10 protein-coding genes and 1 tRNA gene are annotated in these 14,234 nt (G+C 60.7%); 7 read left to right on the top strand and 4 right to left on the bottom strand.

Features of this window, described 5'->3' with window-relative positions:
• Window positions 1-54: 54 nt before the first annotated feature.
• Together AC5RK6_RS01005 and AC5RK6_RS01000 are read left to right on the top strand one after the other, a co-directional pair.
• Entirely contained in the window at window positions 55-4,707 is a 4,653-nt protein-coding gene (locus AC5RK6_RS01005; protein WP_435732841.1) for a PDDEXK-like endonuclease domain-containing protein, read from the top strand.
• A gap of 10 nt (window positions 4,708-4,717) precedes the next feature.
• On the top strand, window positions 4,718-5,047 hold the full coding sequence (locus tag AC5RK6_RS01000) for a hypothetical protein (RefSeq protein WP_320758277.1): 330 nt from the start codon (window positions 4,718-4,720) through the stop codon (window positions 5,045-5,047).
• Between the two features lie 76 nt (window positions 5,048-5,123).
• Here AC5RK6_RS01000 and mscL read toward each other — a convergent pair whose 3' ends face one another.
• From mscL to AC5RK6_RS00980, 4 genes are all read right to left on the bottom strand, one after another.
• Window positions 5,124-5,507, bottom strand: a complete 384-nt coding sequence (gene mscL, locus AC5RK6_RS00995) for a large conductance mechanosensitive channel protein MscL (protein ID WP_016443270.1) — start codon at window positions 5,505-5,507, stop codon at window positions 5,124-5,126.
• 50 nt (window positions 5,508-5,557) lie between these two features.
• Window positions 5,558-6,190, bottom strand: coding sequence for an SAF domain-containing protein (locus tag AC5RK6_RS00990; RefSeq protein WP_320758276.1), 633 nt, complete (start codon window positions 6,188-6,190; stop codon window positions 5,558-5,560).
• Between the two features lie 108 nt (window positions 6,191-6,298).
• Window positions 6,299-6,508, bottom strand: coding sequence for an FmdB family zinc ribbon protein (locus tag AC5RK6_RS00985; RefSeq protein WP_016443268.1), 210 nt, complete (start codon window positions 6,506-6,508; stop codon window positions 6,299-6,301).
• A gap of 108 nt (window positions 6,509-6,616) precedes the next feature.
• Window positions 6,617-7,252 carry a 5-formyltetrahydrofolate cyclo-ligase gene (locus AC5RK6_RS00980; protein WP_320758275.1) on the bottom strand — a complete coding sequence of 212 codons (636 nt, stop codon included), beginning with the start codon at window positions 7,250-7,252 and terminating at the stop codon, window positions 6,617-6,619.
• 138 nt (window positions 7,253-7,390) lie between these two features.
• On the opposite strand from AC5RK6_RS00980, the gene AC5RK6_RS00975 reads away from it, so the two are divergent.
• The 5 genes from AC5RK6_RS00975 to AC5RK6_RS00955 all read left to right on the top strand — a co-directional run.
• On the top strand, window positions 7,391-8,617 hold the full coding sequence (locus tag AC5RK6_RS00975; RefSeq protein ID WP_320758274.1) for a molybdopterin molybdotransferase MoeA: 1,227 nt from the start codon (window positions 7,391-7,393) through the stop codon (window positions 8,615-8,617).
• A gap of 156 nt (window positions 8,618-8,773) precedes the next feature.
• Window positions 8,774-10,153 carry a DUF6667 domain-containing protein gene (locus AC5RK6_RS00970; protein WP_435730965.1) on the top strand — a complete coding sequence of 460 codons (1,380 nt, stop codon included), beginning with the start codon at window positions 8,774-8,776 and terminating at the stop codon, window positions 10,151-10,153.
• A gap of 147 nt (window positions 10,154-10,300) precedes the next feature.
• Window positions 10,301-10,376 (top strand) — tRNA-Ala (locus AC5RK6_RS00965).
• Window positions 10,377-11,017: 641 nt separating this feature from the next.
• Window positions 11,018-12,313, top strand: coding sequence for a DNA cytosine methyltransferase (locus AC5RK6_RS00960; RefSeq protein WP_320757234.1), 1,296 nt, complete (start codon window positions 11,018-11,020; stop codon window positions 12,311-12,313).
• Between the two features lie 157 nt (window positions 12,314-12,470).
• Window positions 12,471-14,234 (top strand): prealbumin-like fold domain-containing protein (locus AC5RK6_RS00955; protein WP_493926301.1); only part of this gene is annotated, 1,764 nt, incomplete at its 3' end.

Genomic DNA, 14,234 nt, shown 5'->3' with positions numbered 1-14,234 from the left:
CTTATTACGGCGCGCATAGGGACTTTTACGCCGGATCTGAGTAGCGTTAAGGTCGTGACTCCTCTCTTCAAACGTTCTTCTCGCCGGCATCCGGCTCGTGAATCTCTTTCTCGTGAAACCGCCGCGGTTCCCGAGACCGCCGCGGTGCCCGCGGGCGACCCCGCTGAATCCGCGCAGGATACGCCCGTAGTGTCCGCACCGGCCGCGGCACCCGCGGTGCCCGCTGCCGGTGCGGAGGCTGCCGGCAATTCCGCCACGCCAGCTGAACAGGCGAGGCAGACCGGCGCCGCCGGCGTCGTACCGCACGGCGCTTCGGAAACCGCAGCCGCGCAGCACGGGACCGAAAGCGACAGCCACGCCCGTGACGCGGAGGAGAATCCCACCCCGCTTCCCGCCCCGCAGCGTGAAGAGCTCGTCTCCCGAGCCTATGCCGGTTGGCAGGAGGAGCTGAGGGCGCGGGCGGAGCGCGCGGCGGAAAACGCGGCCGCGCGAGTGTGCATTGATCTTACCCACCCGCATCCGACCGGGGGAGCACAGTTTTCTTCCGGGGCGCCTACTCGCCTCACCTCGCTTATTCGGGAGGAGCGTAGCCAGCAAGAAGCTTTAGCCACGTGGCGAACCCTGCGTGAGCAGGTAGCGCGTGCCGCTGAAGAATACGGGTACGCCCCGATACAGTTGGCCAGCGGAAACCTGACGTGGACGGAGCTCCCGCCGCGCCGGCCCAGTGATGAGCTAGAACCCGGCTATGAGGACACCGGCGAACTCAAGCTCGATCCGGAAGCAATGCGGGCCTGCGCGGAGGAGGCCGCGCAGGCTGCGGAAGGCACTCAGGTGGAGGCGCAGGCCGGGTTTGCGGAGTCACTCGAGCAGCCCGCCGCGCAATCCAGTCCAGCTGAAGTAAACGTAGCCGGTGCGCACCCGGCAGGAGCCGGCCCGGTGCCCGCCGCGCAAAGCGGCGAAGAAAGCCGGCAGGTGCGTGAAGTGAGCGTGCCGATTGTCTACCGCTTGCTACGGGTGGAGGACGTGGGCACCGATGCCCTCATCCAAACCACCCCGGCCCTGTCCGTCAATCCGGATATTGTGAGTGCACTGCGCCAACACGGCGCCCCGGTGCGGGAATTAGCCCAGCTCACCCGGGTGGAACGGGCCACCGAAGATGAGCTTATTACCCGGGTGCGGCGCCTGTCCCACCTCTATTTGCCCGGGGCGTCCTACCGCCCTCAGGTGCTCTTGGGGATGTTTGCCGATCCGGCCGCGCGGGCCATTACCGATGCCGAGCTGCTGCGCCCGGTCATGATTCGTTCCGGGGTGCTCGCGGCGATTGCCGGTGATCGGGGCACCCACCAGCTCACCAGCGCCCCGCTTCCTCCGGCCGAGAAACGTGACCGGGCTCCCGAGGGCGAACGCGGGGTGGGCGATTTGGATGTGGCCGAACTTGCCGCGGTGGAGGCTGTGGCAACTGGCCGCGACGTCGTTATCGATACCCCGCCGGGAAGTGCGGACGTGACCACCCTGGTGGCGATTGCCGCGGATGCAGCAGCATCCAGCCGTTCCGTTCTTTATATTCCCGGCAGCAGGGCGCGGCGCGCCGCGGTGACCGCGCGGGCTGGAGAACTCGGTGTGGGCGAACTGCTCATCGACCTCTCTGATATTAACGACGCGGCTTTGCGGCTGCGCCAGGGCCTGCGCCAGAAGTTCCCGCAGATTGACGAAGAACGCACCCTGGCCGTGCGCCGCGATCTCAAAGCGGCCCGGCGCAGCCTGCGCGGTTACGTGAACGCCCTGCACGCCATCGATCCGGTATGGAATACCTCGGTGTATAACGTGCTCGAACATTTGGCTGAGCTTGCCGCCCAGCCCAAGGGGCCGGCCACGAAAGTGCGCCTGGATGCCACCGCCGCCGCGCGGGTGCGCGAGGAGCGCGAGGCGGTGCTCGAACGCCTCGCGGAAGCAAGCCGTGCCGGGGCCTTTACCGGGGGCGGGAATTCGGAATGGTTGCGCGCGCTGGTCCGCACGGAGGATGATGCCGCCCGCGCTTTCTCCACCGTGACCCGCATGGCCACCGAAACACTTCCCCTGGTCATGGAGCAATCCCAGCGAGTGGCCGGGGAAACCGGCCTGGCGCGCCCGAAGACATTGGCGCAGTGGATGGAACAAATCAAGATGCTCGAAGGGATCTCCGATACCCTCGAGGTCTTCAAACCGGCTATCTACGAACGTTCTGTTGCCGATATGGTGATCGCCACCGCGAGCGATGAATGGCGTGCCGAACACGGTGAAAGCATGAAACGTGCGCAGCGCCGCGCTCTCACCAAGCAGGCCCGCGATTTTGTGCGCCCGGGGATCCGGGTGGCGGATATGCACGCGGCCCTGAGCGAAGTGGCACGCCAACGCGATATTTGGCGCCGCTACAGCGCGGAAAGTGATTGGCCTACCCTCCCGGAAGGCATGACGATGATCCGCGCGACGGCCGCGGAAGTGGATGGGCAGGTGCGCGAACTCGAGGAATTCCTCCCGCACCGCGCTGGCCTGCGCCGCGAGCCCATCGAAAATGTGCTGGCCTTTGCGCGCGCTCTGGTCTCCCAGCGTCGGGTGCTTGATTCGCAGCCGCGCCGCATTGACCTCCTCCACGACCTTGAGGATAGTGGCCTGGGCGATTTCGCTCGTGATATGGCTCGCCGCGAAGTAAGCGGGGACGCGGTGGCTGCCGAACTCGACCTGGCCTATACCAATTCTGTGTTTGAGCAGCTCATTGCCCGTAACACCGTGCTGGCCCAGGCTGGTCCGCAGCAGTTGGCCCTGCTTGTACACACGGTGCGGGACCTGGATCGCGAACATGTGGAGAGCTTGCCCGGGCCGGTGCTGCGCGCCGCGATCACCCATATGCAAGAGGTTGCCCGCAAACAGCGCGAAGAAACTGTGGCCGTGGATCGTTACCTGGCCCGCGCTGGAGTGAGCGCGCTGGCCGACGTGACTGCCTCGGCAACCGCACTGGTCCAGGCGGCACGCCCGGTGTGGGTGGTACCGCCGGCGCTGGTTCCTGAACTCATTCCCACTTTGCCCTGGGCGGATGTGGTGATTCTGGACGGTATCGAGGATGTTTCGCTGGCTGCGGTGGTCGCCCTCATGGCGCGTGGCTCGCAGCTCGTCGTTTTCGGTGACGTGGCGCGGGCTGGTGCGGAGAGCGCGCTCGCGGCTTTGGCTGATGCGCTCCCGGTGTGCGAACTTCCTACCTTCCGTGCGCATCACGACGATCTTGCCCTCGCTTGCTTGCGCACCCTCGGGTACGACGACGCCGACCGCGCCGCTCCGGCGGGGCGGGCGCGCCGGGCTAACCGCCTGCACGTGGTGGACGGGCGCGGGGTGCCCTCCCCGAATACCGGGATGGTCGAAGCTCCCAGCGCGGAAGTGGATGCGGTGGTAGATGCCGTTGTGGATCATCTCCTCACCCGACCGGAAGAATCCCTGGCTGTTATTACGATTTCGCGTTTGCATGCCGTTCATGTGCGGGCGGCGGTGGAACGTACCATCGCGAATAGCCCGGCCCTGGCTGAGGCGGGTGAGTCCGCGGCTAGCCTGGTGCCGGTGGTGGATATCACCGGAGCGAGCGGGTTGCGGCGCGACCGGGTTATATTCTCGGTGGGCTTCGGGAAGACGGTGCACGGCCGGGTTCTGCACACCTTCGGGCCGCTCACGGAACCGGACGGCGCACGCTACCTGAGTGAGGCCCTCCTGGTTCCCAGCCGCTATATGAGTGTTATTTCTTCGTTGGGACCCGGCGATATCGGGGTGGATGATCTTTCCGGTGCAGCTCCCCGGCTGCTAGCTACCCTGCTCGAAACGGCCGCCCGGCAAGAATTACTCATCGGAGCGGATGAGGATGTGGCCAAGGCCAGCCCGTTGCTTTTCGATCTAGCCGCGCGCCTGCGCGGGCGCGGGCTTTTCACCGCGCTCTACTACGGGTACGACGCCGGTTTGCGCATCCCGCTTGTTGTTGCTGAACACGAAGGTGATTGGCGGGTGGCTGTATTGACCGACGACGCTGATTACGTTGCCGAACCTTCCCTGCGCCGCCGTGACCGCTACCGGGTCGAGATGCTCGAGGATTTGGGCTGGAAAGTGGTACAAACCTTCTCCTCCTCGATTTTCCTCGATCCGGAAGCTGAAGCGGATCGTATTGAAGCGCTCGTGCGGGTGGTGCGCCGTGACGAAGCTGCCGCGCGCCACCGGGCGGAAGATACCCCCGTTTTTGGCGCGGACGTAGCTGATGAAGCATATTCTGCTCGGGCGGGAGCGGCGGATGCGCCGGGTGTGACGGATGCGGTGGATGAAGCAGGGCCAGCGGGTGCTGGAAAGCCGGGCGATACCGGTGTTGAAGGTCAGCAAGGCGAGCCCGGCGCGGTAAGGTCGCACGTGCCAGCCGGGAGCAGCGGGCAGGAAGCAAACCCTGCTGCGGTTTCAGATCCGGAAGCTTCACGCCGGGCCCGGGGAAAGAAACCCGCGGTGCGGCCGGGGTTGCCGCTGGCCGCCTACTCGGACGATCAGCTTGATGACGTGGTGGCTTGGATAGCCTCCGACGGGGTGGCCCGGACGTCCGAGCAGCTGGTGGAAGAACTGCGTAGCGAACTGGATATCCGCCGCCGTGGCCCCCAGGCCGATGCCGTGCTCGGTAATGTGGTGCGCCGCTCCGGTCTGGCACAGGACTAGGTGCGCGGCGGTGGCAAGTAACACGCATTCCGGACGCACTCACCGAGCTGTGGTGCGCCTGTCCGAAGTGGATGCCCGGCGGATAGAAAGCGGCGAACTCAAGGACGCCGCCGAAGCTCTCCGGCGCCTCGCGCGCGGCGAAGAGGGAGCGACCCTACCGCACCCGGATACGCCCACCAAAAAATCGGCGTTAAAAAGTAGTGTCCCGGGGGCCAGCATCGTGGCGCCCCGGGACACGGTCGCATCCGCTCGTGAGATTCGCACGCGGGATATCGTGGCGCGTACCGCTCACGAGCAGACCATCCTTGACGAACGCCCGCCGCATTTCGGCAAGCTCTAAGCGGCAGCGCACTCCGGAAAAACAGCGAAGTTCCGCACGTGCTCAGACTCGCACGGACTAGCGCAAGCTCAAGCGATTAGTCGCGCTTAGCCCGCAGCTCGTCACGGATCTCCTTGAGAAGGATGAGCTGGGGATCTTCCGGGGCCTCAGCGGCCGGCTTAGCGTGGCGTTCACGCAGCTTATTCATGGGGAGAACCAGGAAGAAGTACAGTGCGAAAGCCACGATGAAGAAGTTGACCACAGCGGTGAGGAAGCTACCGAATTGAATTTCGCCTCCGCCCAAATGCCACACAAAATTACCGTCGAAGTTCGGCTGCCCGAAAATCGCGGCGATAAGCGGCATGAGAATGTGGTCCGTCAGGGACTTCACCACGGCGGAGAAAGCAGCACCGACGATAACACCGACGGCGAGGTCCATGACATTACCTTGCATAACAAACTTCTTAAAACCTGCGAGCACCTTGCATCCTTTCGCGCGGAAAGCCACCGGGACTACCCCGATGGTAGAAACTATGGAGGGGGTACCAGTACTGCGCGCAAAGAATCTGCGGCAGCGTAACCCACAATAAGATTAGCGTCTTTTTCGCGAACAACCAGGTACAGCACTCGATATGTGACGCCCTCGGAGAGCATACCGGTGTTCTTTTCTTCTTCCCCGATCCCCACCACCGCCGCACGGTCTACCAGCCGAACCGCTCCGGCTTCTGCGCTGTGTTCCGGGGCCGGCGCATATAGCCCAATAAAATTACCCGGCTCAATAAAGCTCCCGGTCCCATCGGATGCTACCCGCACCGCGACCACCACGTGCCCGGCGGGTGGATCGCGTAAAAATTCTTGGGAAAGGAGCAGCCCGCGAGCCAGGGGATAGCCGGCCGGAATATTAGCAGCTAGGCGCTGCCCGTTAGCCTCAGCGGCCGTGGTCAGTGCATTATCTGGAATAAGATCCCGGGCCACGGTGCGCGCTTCCACATCGCGCCCGCTCAGCACGTGCCCGGCCGGTAGATGACGGCGTGCTACTAGCACGTGCCCGGTATCTGGGTAGCGGCGCTCGATAGCCTGAAGAATGGTGAAAAAAGCCACGAGGGCAACCGCGGCTAGCAGCAGGTGGCGCACTCGCCACAGCCGTGTGTGGAGTCCGGTCATGGCTCGAGGCTAGCGGGAGCTACTCAGCTGCGAACCAGAACTAGGCCCTTGTGTGGATACCGGCAGCGTTTCACGGAGCTGGGGATAAACCGAGCTGCGTCGTCGTCCTTACTTTTGCGTAGAGCTTCCACCCGAAGAACGTGAGTCATTGTGGTAGAAACCCGAGCCTTTGAAAACAATTGCGCTGATCCCCGCCATTACCTTCTGCAAGGAGTCTTTCCCGCATTCCGGGCAGGTAACCAGGGCGGCGGCTGTCATCGACTGGTGCGCATCAAAATGGTGACCGCAATTATCGCAACGGTAACTGTAGGTAGGCACGTTCTTCCTTTCCGGGCCGGTGGCCGAGCCGAGGTGCGGCCGGCACAAGCCGTACGGCGCATTATTCTAGCGCGTGGCACGTGCCCTCGGGGAAGTGGCCCGTAACGCCTAGTGCATAGGGGTATGCCCGCCCAGGTCCACCACGGTTTCAGGAAGTAGGACGTAGCGCACCGGCACGTCCATCTCATCGTGAGGGAGGGGAGTATGCACGTATTCTTCGGGCCATACCAGGGCGCCCACCGGGGTGGCGCTATCGAGCTGCTTGAGGACGCGGTCATACCAGCCCCCGCCCTGCCCCAGGCGCACGCCATCGTGATTGACGAGCAGCGCGGGGATAAAAGCGGCATCAACCTCGCGTAATACCGCGGAATCCAGGGCTTCACCCCGGGGTGCGGGCGGGCGGCCGGGAGCCTGATCGGTAAGATTATCCGCGCCGGTATAGCGCGCCCACTGGCGGGTGAGCCCGGGGCCGAGCTTGGGGACAAGGAGGGTGCGCCCGCTGGCCACAATCGCATCGCACAGAGCGCGGGTACCCGGTTCGTTAGCGACGGAAATATAACCGGCAACTGTGGTGGCGGTGCCGAGGAAATCCAGCACGGTAGTGACCCAGCGGGCCTCGGCTTCCTCACGGGCAGCGGGCGTGCGCTTGGCTCGAGCCGCGCGCACCGTTGCACGCAAGGCTTGTTTGGCTTCCGGCAGTGCCATCGCGGAGACATCAGGAAGAGATATGGTGTGGTCGGTCATGGCACCAGTGTGGCACGAGCGGCTGGATGCCCGCTAGGAGTAAGGCCCTTTGCGGATGGAGGCAAAGCCCGTGCGCGCGGCGTTAGCGCTGGCAGGCCCCCAAACCGGTACGCTGTGCTGTGTACCGAGGAGGAATGCGTGAAAACAGTAGCCGAGCAACTCGATGAATTCTTAAAGGTCGCCCAGCCCCTGGAGGCTCTCGATGTGGAGCTTGCTGACGCGATGGGATGTATTCTTGCCGAAAACGTTGTCGCCACTGTTGATGTTCCTCACACCGACCTGGCGGCCCTGGACGGTTACGCGGTGCGCGCGGATGAAACTTTCGGGGCGGAACCCGCCCGCCCGGTGCACTTCCCGGTGACGGACGATATTTTCGCCGTTACCACCGACCGCATTGCCCACACTCCTGGCGCCGCGGCCCGTATTGCTTCCGGGGCGCGGATGCCCACCGGCGCGGACGCCGTCGTTCCCCTGATCGATACGGATCACGGGGAAGCGCAGGTGGATATTACGGCGCGCGTGGCCCCCGGGGAGAATGTGCGCGCGCAGGGCGAGGACCTGCGGGCCGGCACCACGATTCTGGAGGAAGGCACCCGTATCGGGGCGCGCCATATCGCGCTGCTGGCGGCGGCCGGGCGAGACCGGGTGCGGGTGCGGCCAGCGCCGCGCGTCGTCGTGATGTCGGTGGGCGATGAACTGGTGGCACCCGGAAAAGCTTTGGGCAACGGGAAGATTTACGACGCGAATTCGCACGCGCTTGCCACCGCGGTACGTAACGCCGGGGCGGTTGCGTATCGCGTGCCGGCAGTTTCGGATGACCGGCATATTTTGCGGGAGTCCTTGGAGGATCAGCTTTTGCGCGCCGACGTTATCCTCACCACCGGTGGTTTGAGTTACGGGGGTGGAGATACCCTCAAAGAGGTCCTGTCGCCGCTCGGGTCGATGAGGTTCGACGCCGTCGCTATGAATCCGGGCCGGCACGTCGGTGTGGGTACCATCGGGGCCGACGGCGCAAATTCGGCGCTCATGTTCTGCCTGCCGGGCAACCCGGTGGCTGCGCTGGTGTGCTTCGAGGTGTTTGTGCGTCCCTCGCTGCGGAAAATGGCCGGCTACAAGCATGTGACCCCACGCTCCATTCGGGCTCGGGCCGCACGTGGGCTGCTCTCGCGGGCCGGTGTGCAAGATTATGTGCGGGTGCAGGTGTATGGGGATCCGCGCGCCGGTTACGAATTTGATCCGGTGGGGGATGTGGAACTGCTCTCACTGGCGAATTTCGCGAAATCGAACGGGCTCGCGGTGGTGCCTGCCGCTCAAGAAAGTGTGGGCATCGGTGATGAACTGGAGTGCATGATTCTTAACGGGTAGCCGGGCTTGCTAGCCCGCGCGGATGCGGCGGCTTGCGCCGGCGCCGCCGCAGCTCAGCAGTCCCATCCATCCCACGAATAACATCATTGTTATTCTCTCTACGAAAGTAACGGCGCGTCCCTGCCCGTGCGCCCCACGATTGGTTAAAGTGGCTGTGTGGGGTTCCAGGGATACGCGCTGATGGCAGTGGTTGTGCTGCTCATGGTCTATGTCATCCCTGGGGTGTATCGGCAGCGCGTCATCCTCGCGGATGTGCGTATCGACGAACGCTATTCACCCCAGCTACGCACCCTCGCGCTGCCGGACGGAACGGTAGGCGTGGAAACTGGTGGGCCAACCGGGGCTATTTTTTTCCGGAAGCCGGAGGTCATCATGGCAGAGAACGACGAACGCGATATTCTTCCACCCAACGCGGGGCGTAATGTGCGCACCCTGGCGCGGGAACGCGCGCGCCGTAAGGCACGTATTTCCCAACGCGCGGCGAACCGCCAACGCGGTTTCGTGGTTGCGGGCGCTTTAGGCTTGCTTATTGCGGTGCTCGGCGCTCTTGCTTTTACAGCGACGATGCCACGCTGGATTTTCTACGTTGCCGTGGGCGTAGGGGTGCTGTACGGGGCCGGTTTTGGGTACTTGCTCAGTGAAATGGGGAAGGCGACGGCTCGTGACCGCGAGGATATTGCCGAACTCACCGAAGAACTCGGCATCCGGAAGACCCGCGGGGCGCAGCGCCATTCGCGCCGCCCGGCCCGCCCGCGCCCCGGGCGTTCGGCGGTCTCGGCTGCTTCCGCACATTCGGCTTTGAGTGCGGCCAGCGCGGCGCTGGGAAGCGATGACCTCGGGGCGCTGACGGCTGATGCTAGCCGGAGCGCGGACCTGGGCCGGAGCGCTGATCTCAGCCGGAGCGTGGGGAGCGGTGGCGCTGCCACCATGCCGACGGCTGCCTCCGCGGCCACCGGGGCCGCAGATGTGGCTGGTGAAGGCGAAGCCGATGAGGTTCACGCCGCGCGGGCCGAGAACGCCGAGGAACAGGAGACCGGGGTGAACCCGGGAAAAGCACGGAGCCGGAACGCGGGGGCGCGGGCGCCTAAGCGCCGTTCCGGCATTTCGGTGACCCTTGAGCAGGGAATTATCGCCGCGGAAGATTTCGCCCCTATCGCCGGTTCGCGGCGTGAACAAGCGGAGAAACTTCCCAAGCGTTTTGTGGCCGGGGCGGTTCCGCGCCGTCAGCTGCCTAGCTATACGCTCAAGCCACAGATCCAACAGCGCACGGTAGCGCCCTACCAGGCTCCAGAAGCTCCCGTTGCTCCGGTGCCCTACCGCCCGAAGGAGATCGGCGAGCGAGTGACCTTCGTGGATGCGGCGGCGCAAGATGTGGCCGCAGCCGTAGCGCCGGCGAGCCACGCTGCTCCGCAAAGCACCGCGCAGGCATCGAAGGCCGAAGCTGCAGTGCCGCCAGCTCAGCCAGCCGCACCTGCGCATGATGGCCTCGCGGGTGGAGCGGCTCTGGACGAGCTGCTGCGCAAGCGCCGCGCGTAGCTCTGGCCGGCTGGGTGGCCTGGCTGAATGCCGAGTTGCCGCGCCGCGGGTACGAACTGAAAATAGAAAATCGGGGAGTGGTGTAATAGGAACCACTCCCCGAAGTTTTATTCCGGGCCGTTCGGGTGCTAAACTAATCAGGTCTTTGGGGCTATGGCGCAGTTGGTAGCGCGTCTCGTTCGCAATGAGAAGGTCAGGGGTTCGAATCCCCTTAGCTCCACCATTCTGGCTGATAAATATTCACACCGCATTTATGTCGATTTATCTACGTCCGCTTTTAGCAGGTCAGGGGTTCAACTGGACTTTTTCTGCTGGTAAAGCGTGGACATCCAGATCTCGCGCTGGAGTTTCAGTTTGAACAATGAGCTTTTCAATCCTCCCTACAGCCGTACAGTGCTGTGGAGCATTCGGTAGTACTCCCTCGATGACTGCCACATCAATGCGTCCATCAGTTTCCTTGATGACGGTACGCAGCTTGAAACATTTGGGGTCACCCGTGATAGCGGTGAAAGTCAGCTCGTGTGAATCTGTGACTTCGTACTTTGTCCAGTTTATTAACTTTTCCGAGTGCAAAGTGGCTTCGCTGCTCGAACAGCCGCATAACGCAACAACGACGCTTAGGAATACTGTTAGCCCTCTTCCGATTTGCCTCGGCGGCCATTTAATCATTCCGACTCCGAACCCGGTTTTTTTAGACCGGTTGTGACGTATGTGCGGATCGTGGAAAGCCGTAACCTCGGCGATTTAGCCGAGGCTAAGGATCGTTCCAGGGTCTTCGATGGTCAGGCTACCATGGACGGAAACGGTCATGGAAGCTTCCTTTGGCTCCAAAATTCTGTCGTAGGCCACCAATAAGCTTCGAGCATGTCACAGAGTATTCGTCGTCCCATTGCCGTGGATCTCTTTTCGGGTGCCGGTGGGTTTTCCTTGGGTCTTGAGCAAGCCGGGTATGACGTTACCGCGTCCGTTGAATACGATCCGGTCCACGCAGCCGTCCACGAATTTAATTTCCCCTACGGTAAGACATTCTGCGCGGACGTGCGTAACGTCAGCGGCGCTATGATCCGCTCCGAATCAGATATTCAGGACCAAGAGATTAACCTTGTGGCAGGAGGTCCACCCTGCCAGGGGATCTCACTGATAGGTAAACGCGCTTTGGACGATGAACGTAATTCCCTCCTCAAGGAATTTGTCCGTTTAGTCCTGGAATTGCGCCCGCGCTACTTCGTTATGGAAAACGTTGCGGGGCTAACTATCGGTTTGCACCGGCAGTTCCTCGACGAAGTTATCGCACTATTTGTCTCTCACGGGGACTATCGCATTGTCGAGCCAGTATCGGTGCTACAGGCAGCAGATTTTGGCACTCCACAATCCCGTAAAAGGCTCTTCGTATTGGGCTATCGGCAGGGTTGCCCGCGCCCCAGCTACCCGAGTCCACTGTATACGCCACGTCGCATCGATGGTTCACTCCCGGAAGAGAGTCTGCTCCCGTTGGGGCCCAGTGTCAGTGACGCTCTTGCAGATCTACCCGATGCAGATACTTTTGAGGAATTGCTGCGCGGTGACTCGGTGGCGAGCGTTGGATACTCGTCACCAAGCCCCTACGCGGCAATCCTGCGTGGTGTCACACAAGATCTGAGGAATTACGCCCGGCCCCGCCCGTCCGTGAGTGATCGGCTTACAGCATCCGTACGAACAGTTCATACTCAAAAATCAATTGATCGATTCACCGCTACTCTTCCCGGAACAACCGAACGTATCAGCAGATTCCTTCGGCTTCATCCAGAAGGAATCTGCAATACCTTGCGGGCCGGTACCGCTTCAGACCGTGGTGCGTACACAGCTCCCCGTCCTATTCATCCCGTCCATCCTCGGGTAATTACAGTACGAGAAGCAGCACGCCTGCACGGCTACCCGGATTGGTTCAGATTCCACGTAACCAAGTGGAACGGCTTCAGAGAAATCGGAAACTCAGTTCCCGTCATGCTTGGCCGTGCGGTAGCCGCAGAGCTACTCAAGGCCGATAACATAACGCCTACCCGCGGTGAATTCACGCAGCTCGGCGATGAAGCCTTACTCTCTTTCACCACGACCGAAGCCCACGCCTATTTCGGGCTCATAGAACGCGTTATCCCGCAACGCAGTAGAGCTCAAAGTTAAGGATTGGCATATTGAAACGAAGGGGATGTCGTAGTTATTATGTTGCAAAATGGATAAGTATTTATCTTAGTGGATAATATAAATGAAATTATCATTATCGTATTCTATTGATTCGTTAAGGGTGTCCATAGGGGGATGTCCTTAGACGGGAGAGCTTATGAAACACCGCAAACTTTGGGGGTTTTTCGCATCCTTGATTTCCGGTGCGATTGTATTGGCGGGTATCGCTATTCCTACGGCATCAGCCGCTAATGACATTTCCGGATTGGTTGATCAGTCTTCCATCGGGATGAACCGTAACTCCAACTTGACCGTGAACTCTCATATCGGAACCACCACCGAAGTTAGTGCGACTACGGGATGGGCGGGAACTCTCAAGTTCAAGTTGGCTAAGAAAGGTGCGCATCCATCTGTTAATGCGGGGGATGTCCTGAAGGTTGGTTTGACCCCGGTTGATCCCGCTTTGGACTTGTTGCGCATAAGTGGCAACTTCAGTTCAGTCACTCAAATTACAGATTCTGTCACCGGTGCCAAACTCGCTGATGTGGCTACTGAAGCTGGGCATATTGGAGTCTTTACTTTCACCGACGTGAGTGAAGATTTTGTTACCTCCCAAATTGAGATGCCGTTCTACGTTGATAAAGGTGTGCGTGACACGTATTTTGAGGGAAATCCGGATGCTGCCCACGTCGATGTCGCTTACGACATCACAGTCAATGGCAAGCCGACAGGGAAGAAGGTTACCTACCGGGTAAAGAAGCCCGTTGTTAAACTCCCGGATATGGCTTCTTTGGAGAAGACGGGTGCTTCGAAAGTAGATGGCGATAAATCATATATCTACTCTGAGATCCAAGTTGGTACCAGGTTGCGGCCGAACAATGAATTTATCATTTACGACACGCCCGATGTGAACATGGCTCCGCGTGGGAATGTTACTGTTTACGACGAAAAAACTCAGGGGGGTAAAGATTCCTTCTTGGCTGAACTCGGGGCAACGAATCCACATTGGGTAAAAGACTCTACAAAGCCCGAAGAGCAGCGCATGGAGATGTGGCTTTATGACATCTACTTCCGTACAACCGAGCCAGAAACTCCTGTATCTTCTCGAACTGCGGCGTTTGAGGAAAAGTCCATCACTTTGGATCGCTATGACATCGTAGCCAAGAAACAAGGCATGATGAGCATGGCGAACGCTACCGTACCGAAAGGTATTTTGCTGCAAAAACCGGCTGGCGAGACCCTCACAGCCGAGGAACAAAAGCTTATTGATGATGCTGGCGGCCTGCATAAGGTCGTTGGTAAAGGATTCATGCTTCGGGTGAAGAATTACTCCTCGGCGTACTTCGATGGAGGGGGATACTTCAATATTGGCTTTGACGCTGAGCCTGTTAACGACTCGGTTATGCTCAGCAAAAACGGGCGGCCTATTTATGTCAATAAGGCGTCCTACTACGCTCAAGAGATTCCGAACTGCGATCCGCAAGTGCATCAGAATTGCACTCCGATTAAATACGAAGGATCCAAACCCGGTGACGTTGAGGCGAAGGGGAAAGGATACAACCCCGAAGAGCTTAAACCGCCGGGGATTACTGCTGAGACCGATGGGTATCAACTGATCGATTTTGTGAAGCAGGATGATACGGGTAAGGCTTTGTCAGGTGCGGTGTTCAGTATCTATAAAGCGAAATCCGACGGAACTCCAGGTGATATTGCCACTAATCGGGATGGCGTAAAATTGGAGGACCTGGTGAGCGGCGCGGATGGCAAACTCTATCTACCGGATCGCACGACAGGCGTGAAACTAGAGCTGAAGCGCGGTAACTATGTCTTCGTTGAAGTCAAGGCTCCGGAAGGCTTCGTCAAGGCAAAAGACACCATCGTGCCGGTACAGTTCAAGCAAAAAGTTGTGGTGGTTTCCAAT

This window comes from Actinotignum sp. usb-actsch-213, from assembly GCF_059085665.1.
This window is presented reverse-complemented; position numbering and strand designations above follow the sequence as displayed.

Bases quoted from the DNA above. Each gene is read 5' to 3' on its own strand.
- AC5RK6_RS00990 (WP_320758276.1), bottom strand. From the start codon at position 6,190: ATGACCGGACTCCACACACGGCTGTGGCGAGTGCGCCACCTGCTGCTA.
- AC5RK6_RS00980 (WP_320758275.1), bottom strand. From the start codon at position 7,252: ATGACCGACCACACCATATCTCTTCCTGATGTCTCCGCGATGGCACTG.
- AC5RK6_RS00960 (WP_320757234.1), top strand. From the start codon at position 11,018: ATGTCACAGAGTATTCGTCGTCCCATTGCCGTGGATCTCTTTTCGGGT.